24 protein-coding genes are annotated in these 20,531 nt (G+C 57.8%); 23 read left to right on the top strand and 1 reads right to left on the bottom strand.

The window, feature by feature from the left end; genetic code table 11:
• Nucleotides 1-38 precede the first annotated feature (38 nt).
• Nucleotides 39-1,202 (top strand): isovaleryl-CoA dehydrogenase, encoded by a 1,164-nt coding sequence (locus J7413_RS16575; protein ID WP_209100206.1) that lies wholly within the window; start codon nt 39-41, stop codon nt 1,200-1,202.
• A 107-nt stretch (nt 1,203-1,309) separates the two neighbouring features.
• Here J7413_RS16575 and J7413_RS16570 read toward each other — a convergent pair whose 3' ends face one another.
• Complete coding sequence (locus J7413_RS16570; RefSeq protein WP_209100204.1) at nt 1,310-1,915, bottom strand: OmpW family outer membrane protein; 606 nt, start codon at nt 1,913-1,915, stop codon at nt 1,310-1,312.
• Between the two features lie 139 nt (nt 1,916-2,054).
• Between J7413_RS16570 and J7413_RS16565 the strand changes: the two genes are divergently transcribed.
• The 22 genes from J7413_RS16565 to nuoK all read left to right on the top strand — a co-directional run bounded on the left by J7413_RS16565 (nt 2,055) and on the right by nuoK (nt 20,525).
• Nucleotides 2,055-3,659: a carboxyl transferase domain-containing protein gene (locus tag J7413_RS16565; protein WP_209100202.1), complete on the top strand. Its 1,605-nt coding sequence runs from the start codon at nt 2,055-2,057 to the stop codon at nt 3,657-3,659.
• Nucleotides 3,660-3,728: 69 nt separating this feature from the next.
• Nucleotides 3,729-5,687 (top strand): acetyl/propionyl/methylcrotonyl-CoA carboxylase subunit alpha, encoded by a 1,959-nt coding sequence (locus tag J7413_RS16560; protein WP_209100200.1) that lies wholly within the window; start codon nt 3,729-3,731, stop codon nt 5,685-5,687.
• Nucleotides 5,684-6,349: a glutathione S-transferase family protein gene (locus J7413_RS16555; protein WP_209100198.1), complete on the top strand. Its 666-nt coding sequence runs from the start codon at nt 5,684-5,686 to the stop codon at nt 6,347-6,349. Before J7413_RS16560 ends, J7413_RS16555 begins: the two co-directional genes overlap by 4 nt.
• 3 nt (nt 6,350-6,352) lie before the next feature.
• Nucleotides 6,353-7,213 (top strand): hydroxymethylglutaryl-CoA lyase, encoded by an 861-nt coding sequence (locus J7413_RS16550; RefSeq protein WP_209100196.1) that lies wholly within the window; start codon nt 6,353-6,355, stop codon nt 7,211-7,213.
• 11 nt (nt 7,214-7,224) lie between these two features.
• Nucleotides 7,225-8,010, top strand: coding sequence for a crotonase/enoyl-CoA hydratase family protein (locus J7413_RS16545; protein ID WP_209100194.1), 786 nt, complete (start codon nt 7,225-7,227; stop codon nt 8,008-8,010).
• A gap of 625 nt (nt 8,011-8,635) precedes the next feature.
• Nucleotides 8,636-9,001, top strand: coding sequence for an NADH-quinone oxidoreductase subunit A (locus J7413_RS16540; RefSeq protein WP_209100192.1), 366 nt, complete (start codon nt 8,636-8,638; stop codon nt 8,999-9,001).
• A complete protein-coding gene (locus J7413_RS16535; RefSeq protein WP_209100190.1) occupies nt 8,992-9,525 on the top strand; it encodes an NADH-quinone oxidoreductase subunit B in 534 nt (177 codons plus the stop codon). Before J7413_RS16540 ends, J7413_RS16535 begins: the two co-directional genes overlap by 10 nt.
• Nucleotides 9,522-10,127 (top strand): NADH-quinone oxidoreductase subunit C, encoded by a 606-nt coding sequence (locus J7413_RS16530; RefSeq protein ID WP_209100188.1) that lies wholly within the window; start codon nt 9,522-9,524, stop codon nt 10,125-10,127. The genes J7413_RS16535 and J7413_RS16530 overlap by 4 nt, the downstream gene beginning before the upstream one ends.
• Nucleotides 10,127-11,350 (top strand): NADH-quinone oxidoreductase subunit D, encoded by a 1,224-nt coding sequence (locus tag J7413_RS16525; RefSeq protein ID WP_209100458.1) that lies wholly within the window; start codon nt 10,127-10,129, stop codon nt 11,348-11,350. Before J7413_RS16530 ends, J7413_RS16525 begins: the two co-directional genes overlap by 1 nt.
• The gene (locus J7413_RS16520; RefSeq protein WP_209100186.1) at nt 11,347-11,619 is read left to right on the top strand and encodes a hypothetical protein; all 273 of its coding nucleotides are present in this window, start codon (nt 11,347-11,349) and stop codon (nt 11,617-11,619) included. The genes J7413_RS16525 and J7413_RS16520 overlap by 4 nt, the downstream gene beginning before the upstream one ends.
• The gene (nuoE, locus tag J7413_RS16515; protein WP_209100184.1) at nt 11,619-12,710 is read left to right on the top strand and encodes an NADH-quinone oxidoreductase subunit NuoE; all 1,092 of its coding nucleotides are present in this window, start codon (nt 11,619-11,621) and stop codon (nt 12,708-12,710) included. The genes J7413_RS16520 and nuoE overlap by 1 nt, the downstream gene beginning before the upstream one ends.
• Nucleotides 12,711-12,719: 9 nt before the next feature.
• Entirely contained in the window at nt 12,720-12,953 is a 234-nt protein-coding gene (locus J7413_RS16510) for a DUF5337 domain-containing protein (RefSeq protein ID WP_209100457.1), read from the top strand.
• A gap of 4 nt (nt 12,954-12,957) precedes the next feature.
• The gene (gene nuoF / locus J7413_RS16505; RefSeq protein WP_209100182.1) at nt 12,958-14,256 is read left to right on the top strand and encodes an NADH-quinone oxidoreductase subunit NuoF; all 1,299 of its coding nucleotides are present in this window, start codon (nt 12,958-12,960) and stop codon (nt 14,254-14,256) included.
• Between the two features lie 19 nt (nt 14,257-14,275).
• Nucleotides 14,276-14,647 carry a hypothetical protein gene (locus tag J7413_RS16500; RefSeq protein ID WP_209100180.1) on the top strand — a complete coding sequence of 124 codons (372 nt, stop codon included), beginning with the start codon at nt 14,276-14,278 and terminating at the stop codon, nt 14,645-14,647.
• A gap of 103 nt (nt 14,648-14,750) precedes the next feature.
• Nucleotides 14,751-15,155 (top strand): DUF5333 domain-containing protein, encoded by a 405-nt coding sequence (locus J7413_RS16495; protein WP_209100178.1) that lies wholly within the window; start codon nt 14,751-14,753, stop codon nt 15,153-15,155.
• Nucleotides 15,156-15,158: 3 nt separating this feature from the next.
• Nucleotides 15,159-17,177 carry an NADH-quinone oxidoreductase subunit NuoG gene (gene nuoG / locus J7413_RS16490; RefSeq protein ID WP_209100176.1) on the top strand — a complete coding sequence of 673 codons (2,019 nt, stop codon included), beginning with the start codon at nt 15,159-15,161 and terminating at the stop codon, nt 17,175-17,177.
• Between the two features lie 7 nt (nt 17,178-17,184).
• Nucleotides 17,185-17,601 carry a hypothetical protein gene (locus tag J7413_RS16485; RefSeq protein WP_209100174.1) on the top strand — a complete coding sequence of 139 codons (417 nt, stop codon included), beginning with the start codon at nt 17,185-17,187 and terminating at the stop codon, nt 17,599-17,601.
• A 6-nt stretch (nt 17,602-17,607) separates the two neighbouring features.
• Nucleotides 17,608-18,648 (top strand): NADH-quinone oxidoreductase subunit NuoH, encoded by a 1,041-nt coding sequence (gene nuoH / locus J7413_RS16480; RefSeq protein ID WP_209100172.1) that lies wholly within the window; start codon nt 17,608-17,610, stop codon nt 18,646-18,648.
• A gap of 1 nt (nt 18,649) precedes the next feature.
• Nucleotides 18,650-19,144: an NADH-quinone oxidoreductase subunit NuoI gene (gene nuoI / locus J7413_RS16475; protein ID WP_209100170.1), complete on the top strand. Its 495-nt coding sequence runs from the start codon at nt 18,650-18,652 to the stop codon at nt 19,142-19,144.
• A 17-nt stretch (nt 19,145-19,161) separates the two neighbouring features.
• Complete coding sequence (locus J7413_RS16470) at nt 19,162-19,569, top strand: carboxymuconolactone decarboxylase family protein (protein WP_209100168.1); 408 nt, start codon at nt 19,162-19,164, stop codon at nt 19,567-19,569.
• Nucleotides 19,570-19,571: 2 nt separating this feature from the next.
• Nucleotides 19,572-20,174 carry an NADH-quinone oxidoreductase subunit J gene (locus J7413_RS16465; protein WP_209100456.1) on the top strand — a complete coding sequence of 201 codons (603 nt, stop codon included), beginning with the start codon at nt 19,572-19,574 and terminating at the stop codon, nt 20,172-20,174.
• A 45-nt stretch (nt 20,175-20,219) separates the two neighbouring features.
• On the top strand, nt 20,220-20,525 hold the full coding sequence (nuoK, locus tag J7413_RS16460) for an NADH-quinone oxidoreductase subunit NuoK (protein ID WP_209100166.1): 306 nt from the start codon (nt 20,220-20,222) through the stop codon (nt 20,523-20,525).
• Nucleotides 20,526-20,531 lie beyond the last annotated feature (6 nt).

The following is a 20,531-nucleotide window of genomic DNA, read 5'->3' as shown; positions in this document are numbered from 1 at the left end:
ATTATATGAACAAGTGTTCAATAACGGAGGAGGGGCCAATGTTCACGCACACCATGAATTTTGATCTGGGTGAGGACATCAACGCATTGCGCGAGATGGTGCACCGCTTTGCGCAGGAGCGCATCAAGCCGATGGCCGCCGAGATTGATCAGAAGAACGAATTTCCAAATGAACTTTGGAAAGAGTTTGGCGAGCTGGGTCTGCTTGGCGTCACCGTGCCGGAGGCCTACGGCGGTGCAGAGATGTCCTATCTGGCCCATGTGATCGTGGTGGAGGAATTGGCGCGTGCAAGCGCATCGGTGTCTCTTTCTTACGGCGCGCATTCCAACCTCTGTGTCAACCAAATCAAGCTCAACGGCACCGAAGAGCAAAAGCAGAAATACTTGCCGCGCCTGATTTCGGGTGAACATGTGGGCGCTTTGGCCATGTCAGAGCCATCGGCGGGCTCTGATGTTGTTTCAATGAAGTTGCGGGCCGAAAAGCGTAACGACCGCTTTGTGCTCAACGGCAACAAATATTGGATCACCAATGGCCCGGATGCGGACACACTGGTTGTTTATGCTAAGACCGATCCAGATGCGGGGCCGCGTGGCATCACCGCTTTCCTCATTGAAAAAGAGATGAAGGGATTCTCCACCAGCCCGCATTTTGACAAGCTGGGCATGCGGGGGTCCAACACTGCAGAGTTGATCTTTGAAGATTGCGAAGTGCCGTTTGAAAATGTGCTGGGCGAAGAGGGTAAAGGTGTCGCTGTTCTGATGTCCGGGCTCGATTATGAGCGGGTTGTGTTGGCGGGCATCGGCACGGGTATTCTGGCGGCCTGTCTGGACGAAGTGATGCCCTACATGGTGGAGCGCAAACAGTTTGGCACTTCCATCGGAAACTTCCAACTGATGCAGGGCAAGATTGCCGACATGTACACCGCGATGAACTCGGCACGTGCCTACGTTTATGAATGCGCAAAAGCCTGTGATCAGGGGCGCATCACACGTCAGGATGCCGCGGCCTGCTGTCTTTATGCTTCAGAAGTGGCCATGACACAGGCGCATCAGGCGGTGCAGGCTTTTGGTGGGGCTGGGTATTTGTCAGACAATCCCGTCGGCAGGATTTTCCGGGATGCCAAGCTGATGGAAATCGGCGCAGGCACCAGCGAGATCCGCCGTATGCTGATTGGCCGTGAATTGATGACGGCCATGAGCTGATGGGCGCATTGGCTCCACATCTGAAGACGCGCAAAGCAAAAGGGCGAACCAGAGGTCGCCCTTCGCAAATGTGTCGGCGTTATGCACTGCGGCACAATGCACTGTCTTCAGAAGCGGTGCACATAGCTTGCAGAGATGACAATCGGGTCGATTTCTGCGGTGCCGATGTTGCCACCGTCCAAGGTCACGTCGGAGTCGATATCGATCCAGCGCACGTTAAAGCGCACCGCGCCTTTATCAGAAACCGCGTAGTCAACACCCGCATTCAGCGCGATACCCCAGGAGTCATCGAGCTTCAGAGTGCCAAGGGCGGATTCTTCTTCAAAGAAGGTTGTGTAGTTCAGGCCCACGCCGAAGAATGGGGTGAATTTGCTGTTGGTCGGAATGTGGTAGTTCACCGACAGCGTGGGCGGCAGCTGTTTCACTTTCCCGGCGGTCGCACCGTTCGACAGCGTCACAGTGTGCGAAAATGGGGTTGCTGCAAGCAGCTCGATGCCGATGTTGTCGCGGATGAAGTATTCCAGCGTAAAGATCGGGCGGGTGTTGTCGTCAACGTCTGCTTCAAGGTTCGCGAGCGTGCCGTTGCCAGATTTCGGGTTCACGTTCCCAAAGCCAATACCCACAGTCCAATCCCCTTGGGATTGCGCAAAAGCAGGCGCAGAGAATGCGGCAAGAACGGCGGTCAGAGCCAGCGTGGAGGTCATACGTTTCATGGAGGATCTCATTTCATAGTCGTTATGAGGGGTTATGTCGGGAGTATGACTCAGGCCGCGCGCGCCCGCTCTGATCTGGATCAAAATCGCGTGAGCAAAATCTGCGCGCATCAAAACATTCGCCGCAATTGGGGGGCATATGAAGCTGCAATCTAAAGTTATGACCGGCTCTGAGGACTTTGCCGCCAACCGCGCGGCGCACCTTGAGATGCTGGAAACCGTGCAATCCGTGGCACAGGCTGCCCGTCAGGGCGGCGGCGAAGCCTCTCGTGCGCGCCATGAAAGCCGCGGTAAAATGCTGCCGCGTCGCCGCGTGGCGGGGCTTTTGGATCCGGGTTCGCCGTTTCTGGAAATCGGCGCGACCGCTGCGCATGGGATGTATGAAGGCGCGGCGCCCTGTGCGGGTGTTGTCGCGGGCATCGGGCGTGTGCACGGACAGGAGGTCATGGTGGTCTGCAATGACGCCACCGTGAAAGGCGGCACCTACTACCCCATGACCGTCAAAAAACACCTGCGGGCGCAGGAAATTGCCGAGCAAAACAACCTGCCTTGCGTCTATCTGGTGGACAGCGGCGGCGCCAATCTGCCGCAACAGGACGAGGTCTTCCCGGATCGCGACCACTTCGGGCGCATTTTCTTCAATCAGGCGAATATGAGCGCCAAAGGCATCCCTCAGGTCGCCGTTGTTATGGGCTCCTGCACCGCAGGTGGGGCCTATGTGCCCGCCATGTCCGACGTCACCATCATTGTGAAAGAGCAGGGCACCATCTTCCTTGCAGGCCCGCCGCTGGTGAAGGCCGCAACGGGCGAGGTGGTCAGCGCCGAAGACCTTGGCGGCGGTGACGTCCACACACGGCTTTCGGGAGTTGCGGATTATCTGGCCGAAGATGATGCGCACGCACTGGCATTGGCGCGCGAGTCGCTCAGGCATCTGAACCGCACCAAGCCCCAAACGGTGGATTGGGCCAGCCCCGAAGATCCGGCTTACGATCCCGAAGAAATCCTTGGCGTGGTGCCGGGCGGGCTGCGCACGCCTTATGACATCCGTGAGGTGATTGCGCGGGTGGTGGATGGCAGCCGCTTTGATGAGTTCAAAAAACGTTTTGGCGAAACGCTGGTGTGCGGCTTTGCCCATGTCAAAGGCTGCCCGGTTGGCATCATCGCCAACAACGGTGTGCTCTATTCCGAAAGCGCCGCCAAGGGGGCGCATTTTGTTGAACTTTGTTCGCAACGCCGCATTCCGCTGGTGTTCTTGCAAAACATCACCGGCTTCATGGTCGGGCAGAAGTATGAGGCCGAAGGCATTGCGCGCCATGGTGCCAAGCTGGTGACGGCTGTTGCCACCACCAAAGTGCCGAAAATCACCATGCTTGTGGGCGGCTCTTTTGGGGCGGGCAACTACGGCATGGCGGGGCGTGCCTACAGTCCGCGGTTCCTCTGGACATGGCCAAACTCGCGCATCTCCGTGATGGGAGGGGAACAGGCCGCTGGTGTGCTTGCCACCGTGAAACGTGATGCGATCGAACGGAGGGGCGGGGAATGGTCGGCAGAAGAAGAGGCTGCCTTTAAGCAGCCCACGCTTGAGATGTTCGAAGAACAAAGTCACCCGCTTTATGCATCCGCACGCCTTTGGGATGATGGGATCATTGATCCCCGCAAAACCCGCGATGTGCTGCATCTGAGCCTGTGTTCTGCGCTCAATGCACCAATCGAAGAGACCAAGTTCGGCGTGTTCCGGATGTAAGCGGTGGGGGTCTGCCCCCGCACCCCGGCGTCGTCCGGGCAGAATGAAGGATAAGGTCGGGAGGCCGCTATGTTTGAGAAAATCCTGATTGCCAACCGTGGCGAAATTGCCTGCCGCGTGATGGAGACCGCGCGCGCCATGGGTGTGAAAACCGTGGCCGTCTATTCCGATGCTGATGCGGGTGCCAAACATGTCGCGCTGGCCGATCAGGCCGTGCACATCGGGGGGGCTGCGCCTGCGGAAAGCTATCTTAAGGGCGATGTGATCATTGCCGCCGCTTTGGAGGCAGGTGCGCAGGGCATTCATCCGGGGTATGGCTTCCTGTCTGAAAACCCCGAATTTGTCGAAGCGGTAGAAGCCGCAGGTCTGACCTTCATCGGTCCCTCAGCAGAGGCCATTCGCGCAATGGGTCTCAAGGATGCAGCTAAGGTTTTGATGGAGAAAGCCAGTGTGCCCGTTGTGCCGGGTTATCACGGCACCAATCAGGGTGCTGCGTTTCTGGCGGATCAGGCAGAGGCGATTGGCTATCCCGTTCTGATCAAAGCGGTTGCTGGGGGCGGTGGCAAAGGCATGCGGCTTGTCGAAAATCCTGCTGATTTTGCGGATGCGCTGGCGAGTGCGCAGGGCGAAGCCACAACAGCCTTTGGCAACTCTGATGTGTTGATAGAGAAATTTGTCACAAGCCCGCGCCACATAGAGGTGCAAGTCTTTGGTGATGGCACCAATGCGGTGCATCTATTTGAGCGGGACTGTTCACTACAGCGCCGCCACCAGAAGGTCATTGAGGAGGCGCCTGCGCCGGGGATGACGGAAGAGATGCGTGCCGCCATGGGGCAGGCCGCCGTCAGGGCTGCCGAGGCGATCAATTACAAGGGCGCGGGCACCATCGAGTTTATTGTTGATGGTAGTGACGGGCTGCGTCCGGATGGGTTCTGGTTCATGGAGATGAACACCCGCCTGCAAGTCGAGCACCCCGTGACTGAGGCCATCACCGGAGTCGATTTGGTTGAATGGCAGTTGCGAGTGGCCGCTGGGGAGCCGCTGCCAAAATCCCAAGAGGCGCTGACCATCACGGGCCATGCCTTTGAGGCCCGCATTTACGCCGAAGATGTGCCCAAAGGTTTCCTGCCCGCCACCGGCACATTGAGTCATCTGACCTTCCCACCAGAAGCGCGTGTAGACAGTGGCGTGCGCGCCGGGGATACCATCTCCCCGTGGTATGACCCGATGATTGCCAAGCTGGTCGTGCATGGGCCAACGCGGGATGTGGCGCTCAAACAGTTGGAGCGCGCCCTGCGCTGGACAGAGGTTGGCGGGACCGTCACCAATGTGAGTTTTCTCGCGCTCTTGGCCGCCCAGCCAGATTTTGTCGCGGGCAATGTCGACACTGGGTTGATCGAGCGTCATTTGGAAACACTGGCGCAGCAACCCTCGGCCTGCACCAAATCACGCGCCATCGCTGCGCTCACCGCGCTGGGTCTGCGCCCCATGGATGGGTCTGCCCCGGCAGAAACGCTGGTGCTCTGGTCGCCGCTCACCTATTCGGTATCGCTTGTGCACAATGACGCGCAAATCGACGTTTCAGTGCAAGTGAACGGCACCGGTGATTTTACCGTTGGTGTGGACGACACCACTCACGCGGTCACCTACCGCCACGGCGCATGGTGGGTGGACAGCACCAAGGCGCTTGCCCGCACCGCGCGTGAGGCACAAGAGCTCACGGTGTTCTGGGGCAATGGCTACCGCTTTCATGTTGTGGATCCGCTCGAACGTGAAGATGAGGCCGCTGCCGGAGGCAATGTCATCGCCGCACCAATGCCGGGCGTGGTGAAAGCAATCTTTGCCAGCGCTGGGCAGGCGGTGGCACAGGGAGACCGGCTCGCCATTTTGGAAGCGATGAAGATGGAGCACGCTCTGCTTGCCCCCCGTGATGGCGTTGTTGCAGAGGTGATGGTTGCTGACGGTGCGCAAGTCGAAGATGGCAGCGCACTGATTGTGCTTGAGGACGAAGCGGAGGATGCGGGATGACCATACGCTTGCATCATATCCCGATTTCTCGGTCATTTCGTGTGATCTGGATGCTGGAAGAGCTTGGGCTTGAGGCCGAGATCATCGAGCACAGCATCCGACGTGGCACCATGTACACTCCAGAGATACAGGGGGTCAGCCCTGCCTCACGCGCACCCGCCGTCGAGATCGACGGAATTCCGATGATCGAAAGCGGTGCGATCCTCGAATACCTTGCAGAGACCCACCCGGACGCGGGCCTTGGGGTGGCAATCGGTGCCCCCATCCGTGCGCGCTATTTGCAGCTGATGCATTTTGCCGAAACCCAGGCCGCACAGATCGAGCAGCTCAATATGCAGCATGTGTTCCTGCGCGATCCTGCCATGGCTTCCGTTACAACGATGAAGCTCAACACCAAGCGTTTGCAGCTGACCATGCGCGCACTCGAAGGGATGATTGAGGAAAGCGGCTATTTGCTGCCCACAGGATTTTCAGCGGCAGACATCATGTTTGGTCTCAATCTGCGATTGGCGCGCTATTATGTGCACTTGGAGGAGTACCCAAAGGTTTTGGCCTACCGGGATCGGCTCATCGAGCGTCCAGCCTACAATGCGGCGCTTGCCAAAGATGGCGAACAGGAAATCTACACGCAGGATTTTTATCCTCTTCCGGAAGGCGCATGATCCATGTCTGACTTTGTTGAGATATTTGAAGTCGGCCCACGTGATGGGCTGCAAAACGAAAAGCGACAGATCCCTACAGCCGAGAAAATCGCGCTTGTGGATTGCCTAAGTGATGCGGGTTTCAAACGTATCGAGATCGCGAGTTTTGTCAGCCCCAAATGGGTGCCGCAAATGGCGGATTCTGCGGATGTGCTGGCGGGGATCAGGCGCGCGCCCGGTGTGCGATATGCTGCCCTCACGCCAAACATGCGCGGCTTTGAGGGGGCTCTGGCTGCAAAAGCGGACGAAATTGCCATATTTGGATCGGCTTCTGAAGGGTTTTCCAAAGCCAACATCAACGCAACCATCGCCGAAAGCCTTGAGAGATTTGCGCCGGTGGTCACCGCGGCAAAAAAAGCCGGCATTCCCGTGCGCGGTTACATCAGCTGTGTCACCGATTGCCCCTATGATGGCCCGACACCGCCCAGCAAGGTCGCGGCCGTTGCCAAACACCTCCATGAGGCTGGTTGCTATGAGATCAGCCTTGGTGACACAATTGGACAGGCCACACCAGAAAGTATCTCCATGATGCTCCGGGCAGTGCTCACCGAAGTGCCTGTGGAAAAACTTGCAGGCCACTATCACGACACATCCGGGCGCGCGCTGCTGAATATTGAGGCGTCGCTTGCGCTGGGCGTGCGGGTGTTTGATGCCGCGGTCGGAGGGCTTGGGGGCTGCCCCTATGCGCCCGGCGCAGCAGGCAATGTCGCAACAGAGGCGGTGGTCGCTCGTATGGAAGCGCTCGGTTATGCGACAGGGCTGAACCAAGCTGTTTTGGCCAAAGCCGCCAAGTTGGCGCGCGCCATGCGCACATCAGAGGAGTAAGGACCGTTTCGATGCGCTATGAAACTTTGCTGATTGATGTCGATGCGCGGGGCGTGGCAACGCTCACGCTCAATCGCCCGGAAAAGCACAACGCCATGTCTGGCAAGATGATTGAGGAGCTCAAGGAAGCCGCAGAGGCTTTGGGTGCAAGTCCAGAGGTCCGCGTGGTTGTGCTGACAGGGGCAGGCAAGTCGTTCTGCGCTGGGGGCGATTTGGGCTGGATGCAGGCCCAAATGGCGGCGGATCCAGAAACGCGCTTTGTCGAGGCCCGCAAACTGGCCGAAGCCTTGCAGGCGCTCAACACACTGCCCAAGCCATTGATTGGGCGTTTGCAGGGCAATGCCTTTGGTGGCGGCGTCGGTATGGCCAGCGTCTGCGATATGGCGATTGGTGTCGATAGTCTGACCATGGGGCTGACAGAGACCAAGCTGGGTCTGATCCCCGCCACCATTGGCCCTTACGTGCTTGCCCGCATGGGGGAGGCGCTTGCGCGTCGGGTGTTTATGTCGGCACGCTTGTTCAAAGCCCAAGAGGCTGTGTCGCTCGGGTTGCTGGCAAAATCCGTGCCCGCCGATGCGCTTGACGAAGCTGTGGAGGCGGAAGTGATCCCTTATCTCTCTTGTGCACCTGAAGCCGTCGCGCGCGCCAAAGCATTGGCCCGGCGGCTGGGCCCTCAAATCGACGACACCGTGATTGATCATACGATTTCAGAGTTGGTTGCATGTTGGGAAGGTGCTGAGGCGCAGGAGGGCATCACGGCATTCTTTGCCAAGCAGAAACCGCGCTGGGTGCAATAGCCGCTCAGCTCATTGCATCAAAGGCCTGACGCCAGGACTTGAGCTTATGTCCGTCAGGAGGGGAGGAACGCCCGCATTCTCCGGTCGACTCCTGCGGCAAATTGGCGCTGACTTGGGTTCGCTGATAATGGGGCGTTATGGTCCAATCCTCCACGAACGCGGCCCCGCGCAGGAGAACGCTCAGGGTAAAACGCTGATCAGCCGCAGGCATAGCTGAGGCTTTGTGATGCGATGTCAATGTGTTTTGCTGAGCCATGAGCATCAGAGACCATCACGTATTTGCCCGCCAACCCGTTGATTGGCGCACCAAAATGCGCCTTTTGACCAAATTCTTTGTGAAAGATGCGGTCTCTTAGGAAAACTGTAGGAAATAGATGTCGGAACTGACACTCCGGCTCCGGCCATGCACGACAGTGTTTTAATGGGTGCATCGGGCTGGGTTGAGGGGGCAGCGACCTATGATTTTAAGGCCTAACAGGCTCTTTTTAATCAAGAAACATAAGCCCATCACACTGTGGTGTGATAATGCAAATTGTTGACCCAGACCCAGCGCAGGGGTAAACCGTCTGGGAGTGTTTAAAGCCATCTGACTGCACCGGCTTCGCGTGCATGAAAGGAGCTAACATTGGAAGAGATGCTCAGGGAATATTTCCCAATTCTCGTCTTCATGGCCGTCGCCATCGGGCTTGGCCTAGTTTTCATACTTGCTGCTGTTGTTTTGGCTGTGCGCAGCCCGGACCCTGAGAAGGTGAGCGCCTACGAATGTGGCTTCAACGCCTTTGATGACGCTCGTATGAAATTTGATGTGCGTTTCTATCTGGTGTCGATCCTCTTCATCATTTTTGACCTCGAAATCGCCTTCCTGTTTCCTTGGGCCGTCGCCTTCAAAGATGTCTCCATGGTTGGATTTTGGTCGATGATGGTATTCCTGGCCGTACTCACCATTGGATTTGCCTATGAGTGGAAAAAAGGAGCCTTGGAATGGGAGTGATGACCGGTGCCAACACAGCAGGTGTGGACCGCGAAACGGTCACGCAAGCGCTCAATTCCGAACTCCAGGACAAAGGCTTCCTGCTCACCAACGCCGAAGATCTGATCAACTGGGGGCGAACTGGCTCTTTGCACTGGATGACCTTTGGTCTGGCCTGCTGCGCGGTTGAGATGATGCACACCTCCATGCCGCGCTATGATGCAGAGCGCTTTGGCATCGCGCCCCGTGCCTCCCCGCGTCAGTCTGATGTGATGATCGTGGCTGGGACGCTCACCAACAAAATGGCCCCGGCACTGCGCAAGGTTTATGACCAGATGCCAGAGCCACGCTATGTGATCTCCATGGGATCCTGCGCCAATGGCGGCGGTTATTATCACTACAGCTACTCGGTTGTGCGCGGCTGTGACCGCATCGTACCCGTTGATATCTACGTGCCGGGCTGCCCGCCCACCGCAGAGGCACTGCTTTACGGATTGCTGCAACTCCAACGCAAAATCCGCCGCACAGGGACGATTGAGAGATGAGCGAAGCCCTCAAAGAACTCGGCGCTCATATTGAGCTTAAGCGTCCTGAAAGTGTTCTGGGCTGGGATGTTGCTTTTGACGAGCTGACCATTGATGTGACCGCGTCTCACATTCTGGGATTTGTCGATTTTCTGCGCAGCGATGCGACCTGCCGCTTTTCGACGCTGGTCGATATCACCGCCGTTGATTATCCAGAACGATCGCGCCGCTTTGATGTGGTGTATCATTTCCTCAGCATGTTTCAGAACCAGCGCATTCGCCTGCGGGTTGCCGCGCGCGAGGATGAAACCGTGCCTTCGATCACCTCCGTGCATCCGTCGGCCAACTGGTTTGAGCGCGAAGTTTTTGACATGTTCGGCATCATTTTCTCAGATCACCCGGATCTGCGTCGCCTGCTGACCGACTATGGCTTCCGCGGCCATCCGCTGCGCAAGGATTTTCCGACCACCGGCTATACCGAAGTGCGCTATGACGAAGTGCAAAAGCGCGTGGTCTATGAGCCGGTTCAGCTCACGCAGGATTACCGCCAGTTTGATTTCATGTCGCCATGGGAAGGGGCCAATTACATCCTGCCCGGTGATGAGAAGGAGGGGACGCAATGATGGACGGCTCCAAATTTGATGACGGCAGTGTTGATGCGCTGAGTGGCGAACAGAAGATCCGCAACTTCAACATCAACTTTGGCCCGCAACACCCGGCGGCCCACGGCGTTCTGCGTCTGGTGTTGGAGCTGGACGGCGAGATTGTCGAGCGCTGCGACCCCCATGTCGGCCTGTTGCACCGTGGCACCGAAAAACTGATGGAGAGCCGCACCTACCTGCAAAACCTGCCCTACCTTGATCGCCTCGACTATGTGGCGCCGATGAATCAGGAGCATGCATGGTGCCTTGCCATTGAGAAGCTCACAGGCACCGAAGTGCCCCGTCGTGCGCAGCTCATTCGCGTGCTGTTCTGTGAAATTGGCCGCATCCTCAACCACCTGATGAACATCACCACACAGGCGATGGATGTGGGCGCGCTGACCCCACCGCTCTGGGGCTTTGAGGAGCGTGAAAAGCTCATGGTGTTTTATGAGCGTGCCTGTGGCGCGCGCTTGCACGCGGCCTATTTCCGTCCCGGTGGCGTGCATCAGGATCTGCCCGACAAACTGGTGGATGATATCGAAGAATGGGCGATCGAATTCCCGGAAGTGATCGATGACATTGACGGGCTGCTGACCGAAAACCGCATTTTCAAACAGCGCAACGTCGATATTGGCGTTGTGACAGAGCAGGACGTGCTGGATTACGGCATGTCCGGCGTGATGGCGCGCTCTGTTGGCATGGCCTGGGATCTGCGCCGCGCGCAGCCCTATGAGTGCTACAACGAGTTTGAATTTCAGATCCCGGTCGGCAAAAACGGCGACTGCTATGACCGCTATCTGATGCGCATGGAAGAGATGCGCCAGTCGGTCAGCATCATGCGTCAGGCGATTGTGAAACTGCGCGAAGCCACCGGCGATGTGCTGGCACGTGGCAAACTCACGCCTCCCAAACGCGGTGATATGAAGACGTCGATGGAAAGTCTGATCCACCACTTCAAGCTTTATACCGAAGGCTTCCACGTGCCTGCTGGCGAGGTTTACGCCGCTGTCGAAGCGCCCAAAGGCGAATTTGGCGTTTACATGGTGGCGGATGGCACCAACAAACCCTACCGCGCCAAACTGCGCGCGCCGGGCTATCTGCATCTGCAAGCGATGGATCACATCGCAACCGGCCACCAGTTGGCCGATGTCGCAGCCATTATCGGCACCATGGACATCGTGTTTGGGGAGATTGATCGGTGAGAGTTGCCGCTACAATCGTCGCCATGACCCTCACAACCTCCGCATGGGCCAGTGAGGAGCCACCTGTTTCTCAAGAGCTTGTCGACCTCGTGATTTCAGTTGGGGAAGCCAACAATTGCCTGATCACACGTGATCTTGCCAAAGCTGAGCTGCTGCCCGCCGGTTTCACAGGCCGGTCTTTTGAAAAGACTCTGCGTTACCTTGAGAAAGCGGGGCAGGGCGAGATCGACGCCGGCACATTCAAACTCAATACGGAGGCTTGCCAGTAATGCTCCGCCGTTTGCACCCTGAACAGCCCGAAAGCTTTGCTTTCACCGCCGCCAATCAAACCTGGGCAGAGGCCCAGATCACCAAATATCCCGATGGCCGACAGGCCTCTGCGGTGATCCCGCTGCTGTGGCGTGCACAGGAACAAGAAGGCTGGCTGACCAAACCCGCCATTGAGGCCGTCGCTGACATGCTCGGCATGGCCTACATGCGCGTGCTGGAAGTGGCGTCTTTCTATTTCATGTTCCAGCTGCAACCGGTGGGCTCTGTGGCTCACATTCAGATTTGCGGCACCACCTCCTGCATGATCTGTGGGGCTGAGGATCTCATTTCGGTGTGCAAAGAGAAAATCGCCGCCAAGCCGCACGAGCTCTCCGCAGATGGCAAATTTTCTTGGGAAGAGGTCGAATGTCTTGGCGCCTGCACCAACGCTCCCATGGCGCAGATTGGCAAAGACTACTTTGAGGATCTGACCGCCGAAGGCTTTGCTCAGATGCTGGATGACATGGCGGCTGGCAACGTGCCCACTCCGGGGCCGCAAAATGGCCGCTACGCTGCCGAGCCGCTCGCCGGTCTGACCAGTCTCAAAGACTATGACAGTGGGCAAACGCAGTACAACGCCTCTGTACAGCTTGCCAAAGATACTGGCGACACCATCAAACGCATCGACGGCACCGAAGTGCCGCTTCTGACCCCGTGGGTGGGCAAAGATGGCACCGTTGCGGGCCGCGCCGCCGAAGGGCAGCCGCCCAAACCCGCGCCAGCGCCCAAACCTGCCGCCAAACAGGCCGAAGCGGCCAAGAAGGCGAAACCCAAGAAAACCGCGAAGTCAGATGCCGCTGCGGATGATCTGAAACAGCTCAAAGGGGTTGGCCCGGCGCTGGAAAAGAAACTGCATGATGCTGGCGTTACGACCTTTGCGCAGATCGCCGCGTGGCAGGCCGACGACATAGCCGAAATGGACGAAAAGCTTTCTTTCAAAGGCCGCATAGATCGGGATGGCTGGGTTGATCAGGCCAAGCTCTTGGCCGCAGGGGAAGAAACCGAATTTTCCAAGAAAGTCGCCAAGGGCGACGTGTATGAGGACAAATAGCAGATGTCGATGGGGCAGGCAGAACAGGCTTTGGCACGCAAAGGGCGGGTTGTCGCGCTTGTGATTGCGGGTGCCATGGTGCTCTGGATCACGGCCCAGTGGCTTGCGCCGGTTTTGGGCTTGCCGGGGCGTTTTGCTTTCTTGTTCGATTTTGCCGCAATGGCCGCGCTGATCTGGGCGATGGTCAATATCTATCAGATCTGGCGCGCCCGCCAGACAGGCGACCAGGCAGACGAAAGGTAACGGGATGCTCAAAGATCAGGACCGTATCTTTACCAACCTCTATGGCATGCATGACCGCACGCTCAAAGGTGCACAGGCGCGTGGCCATTGGGATGGCACTGCCAAGCTGATCCAGCAGGGGCGCGATGCGATCATTGACACGATGAAAGCCTCCGGCCTGCGCGGGCGCGGTGGCGCGGGCTTCCCGACGGGTTTGAAGTGGTCATTTATGCCCAAGGAAAGCGACGGGCGTCCGGCCTATCTGGTGATCAACGCTGATGAATCAGAGCCCGGCACCTGCAAAGATCGCGAAATCATGCGCCATGATCCGCACACGCTGATCGAAGGCGCGCTGATCGCCTCTTTCGCGATGAACGCCCACACCTGCTACATCTATTTGCGCGGCGAATACATTCGCGAGCGTGAAGCGCTTCAGGCGGCAATTGATGAAGCCTATGATGCCGGGCTGCTTGGCAAAAATGCTGCCGGGTCCGGCTGGGATTTTGATGTGTTCCTGCATCATGGCGCAGGCGCTTATATCTGCGGTGAAGAGACCGCATTGATCGAAAGCCTTGAAGGCAAAAAAGGCATGCCACGCATGAAGCCGCCTTTCCCGGCGGGCGCAGGTCTCTATGGCTGCCCAACAACCGTCAACAACGTGGAATCCATCGCGGTGGTGCCAACCATCCTACGGCGCGGTGGTGAGTGGTTTGCCAGTTTTGGCCGCCCCAACAACGCAGGCACCAAACTGTTTGCGATCTCTGGCCATGTGAACAACCCCTGTGTTGTCGAAGAAGCCATGTCGATTTCCTTTGAGGAACTGATCGAAAAGCACTGCGGCGGCATTCGCGGGGGCTGGGACAATCTTTTGGCGGTGATACCGGGCGGCTCTTCCGTGCCATGCGTGCGTGGCGAAAATATGCGCGATGCGATCATGGATTTCGACTATCTGCGCAACGATCTTGGCTCAGGTCTTGGCACCGCTGCCGTGATTGTCATGGACAAACAGACCGACATCATCAAAGCAATTTGGCGTTTGTCCAAATTCTACAAGCATGAAAGCTGCGGCCAGTGCACTCCGTGTCGCGAAGGCACAGGCTGGATGATGCGTGTGATGGAGCGTCTTGTCGAAGGAAATGCAGACCCCGAAGAGATCGACATGCTCTGGGATGTGACAAAGCAAGTTGAGGGTCACACCATTTGTGCTCTTGGCGATGCCGCCGCTTGGCCGATACAAGGGCTTATTCGCAACTTCCGCGATGAAATCGAAGGCCGCATTAAAGCCAAAAAAAGCCGACGCCCCGGCGTCATGGCGGCAGAGTGACATACAGATGGACCCAACTATGACCACAGCTCTCAAATCTCCACGCGGCAAACTCTTGATGATCCTGGCTGCGGCCACGGCGTTGTCTGCTTGTGGGGACGGGTTTCGCGACAGTTTTCGCAGCAAACGTGACAAGGTGACATTCGACGGCCACCTTTACAAAGCCAAAGCGCAACAAGTCTCTCGCGGGACGCGAGACCATTTCTCCGTGACAGTGTCTCGGGCCAACCAAAGTTTGGTGGGCGCACGTCAAGCAGGAGAGTACGAAGCCTTCAAATACTGCATTTCGGAGTATGGCACCTCCAGCGTCGATTGGCTGATTGGGCCAGAGCATGAAAACATCGTGCCTGTGGACGACAAAATCACGTTGGAAGGGTTCTGTCGCCCTTGATCGGATATCTGACATACGCTGGCTGTTATTGCCTAACAGCGCCACACGCGCCTTTGAGTGTGCAGGCAAAGGATCACTTTGCCCATGCAAAAGGAGTGTGTGCATGAAACGTCTGATATCGGCCGCCCTGTTGGGAAGCATCGTTCTGGCTGGGGGTGCCTCAGCCAAACCCTCTCTGCGAGAGGTCGAAGAGATCTATGAGCCCCTCTATTGGGCATTGGTGGCTTTTGAAATTGCGGATGCCTGCGACAGTCTTGAGGGGCGCAAGCTCAAAGGGGCCACAGATGGCTGGGCGCTGGTGCGCAAGGCGCGGTCGCTGGGCTACAGCAATGAGGAAATCCGCGCGTTCCTTGACTCCGATGAGGAGAAGGCACGCATGCGTGCGCGGGGCGATGCCTATTTCAAACACAAGGGCGCAAGCCTCTCCAATCCGGAAACATTCTGCGCGCTGGGGCGGGCGGAAATGGAACGCAACAGCCAGATCGGCGTGTACTTGAGGGCGAAGTAATCCATGTCTGACCTCCGCAAGATCATCATCGACGACAGCGAAATCGAGGTCGAGGGCGCGATGACCCTGATTCAGGCCTGCGAAGTGGCCGGGATAGAAATTCCGCGTTTCTGCTACCACGAACGCCTGTCGATTGCCGGCAATTGCCGGATGTGTCTTGTAGAGGTTGTGGGCGGCCCGCCCAAACCGGCGGCGTCCTGCGCCATGCAGGTACGGGATCTGCGTCCCGGCCCGGAAGGGCAGCCGCCTGTTGTGAAAACCACATCGCCCATGGTGAAGAAGGCGCGGGAAGGGGTGATGGAGTTCATGCTCATCAACCACCCGCTGGATTGCCCGATCTGCGATCAGGGGGGCGAATGCGACCTTCAGGATCAGGCCATGGCCTATGGCATCAGCGAAAACCGCTTTCGCGAACCCAAACGGGCGGTGGATGATCTCAACCTCGGCCCGCTTGTCGCCACCACCATGACGCGCTGCATCTCTTGCACGCGCTGTGTGCGCTTCACGACCGAGGTCGCAGGCATCACTCAGATGGGGCAGACCGGGCGAGGGGAAGACGCGGAAATCACCAGCTACCTCAATGAAACGCTCGACAGCAATCTGCAGGGCAACATCATTGATCTTTGCCCCGTGGGCGCGCTGACCTCCAAACCCTATAGTTTCACCGCCCGCCCTTGGGAGTTGAGCAAGACCGAAACCATCGATGTGATGGATGCGCTTGGTTCCAGCATTCGTGTGGACACAAAAGGGCGCGAAGTGATGCGCATTCTGCCGCGCAACCATGACGGGGTGAACGAGGAATGGATTTCCGACAAAACCCGCTTTGTCTGGGATGGGCTGCGCCGTCAGCGTCTTGATCAACCCTATGTGCGTGTGGATGGGAAGCTGCGACCCGCCAGCTGGCCAGAGGCGCTGACAGCGGCCGCCAACGCCATGAAGGGCAAAAAAGTGGCGGGACTTGTCGGCGATCTTGTCCCAACAGAGGCTGCCTTTGCCCTCAAACACCTGATCGAAGGGCTGGAGGGGCATGTGGAATGCCGCACCGACAACGCACGCCTGCCAATCGGCAACCGGTCTGGTTATGTTGGCACCGCTGCGATTGAAGATATCGACAGCGCCGAAACCATCTTGCTGATCGGCACCAACCCGCGTGACGAGGCGCCCGTTATGAACGCCCGCATCCGCAAAGCGTGGCTCAAAGGGGCCAAAGTTGCGCTGATCGGCGCAGCGGCAGATCTCACTTATGAGTACACACATCTGGGGGATGATCGGGATGCGCTGACCGAACTGGCGGCACAGGATCATGGGGGTCAACACGGCAAACCCGGTGTTGTGATCGTGGGGCAAGGCGCCCTGCGCGAAGCAGACGGTGCCGCTGTTCTGGGCACTGCGATGGCCCTTGCAGAGGCCGCGCAGTCCAAATTCATGGTCTTGCACACCGCCGCCTCTCGCGTAGGGGCGATGGATGTGGGTGCCGTGACCGAAGGCGGACTGAGCGCCGCTGTTGAGGGGGCCGAGGTGATCTACAATCTCGGCGCAGACGAGGTGACAATTGATCCGGGTGTGTTCGTGATCTATCAGGGCAGCCATGGCGACCGCGGCGCCAATCGCGCTGATGTCATCTTACCCGCTGCCGCTTACACCGAAGAAAACGGTCTCTTTGTGAACACCGAAGGCCGCCCGCAGCTTGCCATGCGCGCAGGCTTTGCGCCCGGCCAGGCCAAGGAAAACTGGGCCATCCTGCGGGCGCTCAGTGCGGAGCTTGATGCGGTCCTGCCTTATGACACGCTTAGCCAGCTGCGACAGGCTCTTGTGAAACAGGTTCCGCACCTTAAGAAGATCGATCAAGTTATTGAAAACGAATGGCAACCTCTGGACGCTGCCCATCTGGGTAAAGCCACTTTCCTGCCAGCCATACAGGATTTTTACCTGACAAATCCCATTGCCCGGGCCAGCGCGTTGATGGCGGAGCTTTCCGCCAATGCAAAAGCTCGCGGTGCTGAACAGATCGCGGCAGAATGAAGTGAAGATGACACAGACGCCTCTCCATATCACAATCGCAGCGGCAAGCCTGGCCGCGCTTGCGGCCTGTGCGCCGCAACCCAGCGGTGATGTGAGCCGTGGCGAGACGGAATTCGCCCCGCTCTACCTTGGCGTGGACACGCGCCTGCTTGAAGGCGATCTTGTGAATTTTCATGTGACGATGAGCGGCGCCCGCGATGCGGAAGACGTGCATGATTATGCAGAATGCGCCGCCGCGCAGTACACGCTGATCCGCGGGTTTGGCTTTGCGCGACATGTGCGCACAACGACCGATAATCAGGACGGCGTCTGGAAAGGGGATGCGGTGTATACCATTTCCCCGGCGCTACCGCGTGGTCTCAAAACGATAGACGCAGAAGTCATCGTTGCGAACTGCCAAGAAAACGAAATACCAACGGTGTGAGGCTCTATGACTGATTTCTTTTCCTCCACATACCTCGGCATTTTCCTTCTGACCCTTGGGCAGGTGCTGCTGGTTGTGGTGCCGTTGTTGGTGGCACTGGCCTTCCTGCTCTATGCGGATCGCAAAATCTGGGCGGCGGTACAGCTGCGCCGTGGCCCCAATGTGGTGGGCACCTTCGGCCTGCTGCAGAGCTTTGCGGATTTCATCAAATACGCAGTGAAAGAAATCGTGTTCCCGGCGGGCGCAGACAAAGCTGTGTTCCTGCTCGCGCCCATGGTCAGCCTTGTGATGGCGCTGATCGCTTGGGCGGTGATCCCATTCAACGACGGTTGGGTGGTGTCTGACCTCAACGTTGCCATTCTTTACGTCATGGCGATCAGCTCGCTGGAGGTTTACGGCGTGATCATGGGGGGCTGGGCCTCCAACTCCAAATACCCGTTTCTTGGCTCGCTGCGTTCTGCAGCGCAAATGATCTCTTATGAGGTGTCGCTCGGCCTGATCATCATTGGGGTGATCATCACCACCGGCTCGATGAACTTCGGCGATATTGTGAACGCGCAAGACGGCAAATATGGCGCGCTCAGCTGGTACTGGCTGCCGCATTTCCCGATGCTGTTCCTGTTCCTGATCTCCGCGATGGCAGAGACCAACCGCCCGCCGTTTGATCTGCCCGAAGCGGAATCCGAGCTCGTCGCCGGATATCAGGTGGAATACAGCTCGACGCCCTTCCTGCTGTTCATGATCGGCGAATATGTCGCCATCGTTCTGATGTGCGCGCTGGTGTCACTGCTGTTCCTGGGCGGCTGGCTCTCCCCGGTGAATTTCCTGCCCGATGGCATCTTCTGGATGTTCGCCAAGATCTGCTTTGTCTTCTTCATCTTCTCGATGGTGAAGGCGATCACCCCGCGCTACCGCTATGACCAGCTGATGCGCATTGGTTGGAAAGTCTTCCTGCCGATGTCGCTCGCTTGGGTCGTGTTGGTGGCCTTCCTTGCAAAATTCGAACTTTTTGGCGGCGCATACGCCCGCTGGGCGATTGGAGGCTGACATGACAGCAATCGACTACAAACGCGCGGCTGGCTATTTCCTGCTGAAAGATTTCATTGGCGGCTTCCGTCTTGGCATGAAGTACTTCTTCAAACCCAAGGCCACCGTGAACTACCCGCATGAAAAGGGCCCGCTGTCGCCGCGCTTTCGGGGTGAACACGCCTTGCGCCGCTATCCCAATGGCGAAGAACGCTGCATCGCCTGCAAGCTCTGCGAGGCGATCTGCCCGGCTCAGGCCATCACCATTGATGCCGAACCGCGCGACGATGGCTCCCGCCGGACCACCCGCTATGACATTGACATGACCAAATGCATCTACTGCGGTTTCTGTCAGGAAGCCTGCCCGGTGGATGCCATTGTCGAAGGGCCAAACTTCGAATTTGCCACCGAAACACGCGAAGAGCTTTTCTATGACAAAGAGAAGTTGTTGGAAAACGGCGCAAGATGGGAAGCGGAAATCGCCCGCAACCTCGAAATTGACGCGCCCTATCGCTGAGTGAGGATCAAAGGACCATGAGCGACACCAAAAACCCATATCAGGCGATGTTCGCCCAGTATCAGGAGATGGCAAAAGCCTTCAATCCCGCGCTGGAGAGCTTCACGCCCAAAGGGTTTGAGGCGCTCTGGCCGACCATGCCCAAGGATGTGATGGAAATGTTCTTTGGCAACACCCTCAATCAGGGGGGGCTTGATGCCAAAACCCGCCTTCTGCTCACGCTGGGGGCGCTCACCATGCTGGGGGCACAGGCGGACGCACAGATGCGTCTCACCATCCGACATCTGGTCGAGGCAGAGGCCACAAAACAAGAAATTGTGGAAACCATCGGCCAAATGTCGATGTTTGCCGGTATTCCCGCCACCACCCGCGCGATGGAAATTGTGCAGGAGGTTCTGGCCGAACAAGAGGGGCAAGACACATGACCATGGCAGCGATGGCATTCTGGCTGTTTGCAATCTGCGTGATCGCAGGGGGTCTTTTCACCGTGATCAGCCGCAATCCTGTGCACTCGGTGCTCTGGCTGATCCTCGCGTTTCTGAGCTCGGCCGGGTTGTTTGTGCTGCTTGGGGCGGAATTTGTCGCCATGCTTCTGATCATCGTTTACGTCGGTGCGGTCGCGGTGCTCTTCCTCTTTGTGGTGATGATGCTGGATGTGGATTTCGCCGAGCTGAAGGCGGGTATGGCGCAATACATGCCGCTGGCACTGCTCATCGGTGTGATCCTCCTGATGCAGCTTGGCATGGCCTTCGGGGTTTGGCAGTTCGCCGATGAAGCGCAGGCGCTGCGCGGTGCGGTAACGCCAACGGATGCCCATAACACCGAGGCACTGGGGCTGATCCTTTATGATCAGTACTTCCTGCTGTTCCAGCTGGCGGGTCTGATCCTGCTTGTGGCGATGATTGGCGCGATTGTGCTGACCCTGCGACACCGCAAAGACATCAAGCGCCAGAATGTGCTCGAACAAATGTGGCGCGACCCCGCAGATGCGATGGAACTGAAAGACGTAAAACCGGGGCAGGGGCTTTAAGCCGCCGCCGCAGAACCGGAAGACAAAAGAACCGAGGGACCGAGAATGATTGGTTTGGAACACTACCTGGGCGTCGCAGCGACGCTGTTTGTGATCGGCATTTTTGGCCTCTTCCTCAACCGGAAGAACATCATCATTCTGTTGATGTCCATCGAACTGATCTTGCTGTCAGTCAACATCAATCTCGTCGCATTTTCGTCGTTCCTCGGTGATCTTGCTGGGCAGGTGTTTGCGCTCTTTGTGATGACAGTTGCCGCAGCAGAGGCCGCGATTGGCCTTGCGATCCTCGTCTCCTTCTTCCGAAACCGTGGCACCATCGCGGTCGAAGACGTCAATATGATGAAAGGCTAAGCGCGC

The organism is Shimia sp. R10_1 (assembly GCF_017744095.1).
Classification (GTDB): Bacteria; Pseudomonadota; Alphaproteobacteria; order Rhodobacterales; family Rhodobacteraceae; genus Shimia.
Note: the sequence above shows the minus strand (reverse complement) of the source record. Positions and strands in the feature narration are given on the sequence as shown.

Coding starts and splice junctions, on each gene's coding strand:
- nuoG (WP_209100176.1), top strand. CDS start 15,159: ATGTCTGACCTCCGCAAGATCATCATCGACGACAGCGAAATCGAGGTC.
- nuoF (WP_209100182.1), top strand. CDS start 12,958: ATGCTCAAAGATCAGGACCGTATCTTTACCAACCTCTATGGCATGCAT.
- J7413_RS16570 (WP_209100204.1), bottom strand. CDS start 1,915: ATGAAACGTATGACCTCCACGCTGGCTCTGACCGCCGTTCTTGCCGCA.
- J7413_RS16555 (WP_209100198.1), top strand. CDS start 5,684: ATGACCATACGCTTGCATCATATCCCGATTTCTCGGTCATTTCGTGTG.
- J7413_RS16510 (WP_209100457.1), top strand. CDS start 12,720: ATGGGGCAGGCAGAACAGGCTTTGGCACGCAAAGGGCGGGTTGTCGCG.
- J7413_RS16465 (WP_209100456.1), top strand. CDS start 19,572: ATGGCAGCGATGGCATTCTGGCTGTTTGCAATCTGCGTGATCGCAGGG.
- nuoK (WP_209100166.1), top strand. CDS start 20,220: ATGATTGGTTTGGAACACTACCTGGGCGTCGCAGCGACGCTGTTTGTG.
- nuoE (WP_209100184.1), top strand. CDS start 11,619: ATGCTCCGCCGTTTGCACCCTGAACAGCCCGAAAGCTTTGCTTTCACC.
- nuoH (WP_209100172.1), top strand. CDS start 17,608: ATGACTGATTTCTTTTCCTCCACATACCTCGGCATTTTCCTTCTGACC.
- J7413_RS16500 (WP_209100180.1), top strand. CDS start 14,276: ATGACCACAGCTCTCAAATCTCCACGCGGCAAACTCTTGATGATCCTG.
- J7413_RS16470 (WP_209100168.1), top strand. CDS start 19,162: ATGAGCGACACCAAAAACCCATATCAGGCGATGTTCGCCCAGTATCAG.
- nuoI (WP_209100170.1), top strand. CDS start 18,650: ATGACAGCAATCGACTACAAACGCGCGGCTGGCTATTTCCTGCTGAAA.
- J7413_RS16485 (WP_209100174.1), top strand. CDS start 17,185: ATGACACAGACGCCTCTCCATATCACAATCGCAGCGGCAAGCCTGGCC.
- J7413_RS16545 (WP_209100194.1), top strand. CDS start 7,225: ATGCGCTATGAAACTTTGCTGATTGATGTCGATGCGCGGGGCGTGGCA.
- J7413_RS16560 (WP_209100200.1), top strand. CDS start 3,729: ATGTTTGAGAAAATCCTGATTGCCAACCGTGGCGAAATTGCCTGCCGC.
- J7413_RS16550 (WP_209100196.1), top strand. CDS start 6,353: ATGTCTGACTTTGTTGAGATATTTGAAGTCGGCCCACGTGATGGGCTG.
- J7413_RS16535 (WP_209100190.1), top strand. CDS start 8,992: ATGGGAGTGATGACCGGTGCCAACACAGCAGGTGTGGACCGCGAAACG.
- J7413_RS16575 (WP_209100206.1), top strand. CDS start 39: ATGTTCACGCACACCATGAATTTTGATCTGGGTGAGGACATCAACGCA.
- J7413_RS16525 (WP_209100458.1), top strand. CDS start 10,127: ATGGACGGCTCCAAATTTGATGACGGCAGTGTTGATGCGCTGAGTGGC.
- J7413_RS16495 (WP_209100178.1), top strand. CDS start 14,751: ATGAAACGTCTGATATCGGCCGCCCTGTTGGGAAGCATCGTTCTGGCT.
- J7413_RS16565 (WP_209100202.1), top strand. CDS start 2,055: ATGAAGCTGCAATCTAAAGTTATGACCGGCTCTGAGGACTTTGCCGCC.
- J7413_RS16530 (WP_209100188.1), top strand. CDS start 9,522: ATGAGCGAAGCCCTCAAAGAACTCGGCGCTCATATTGAGCTTAAGCGT.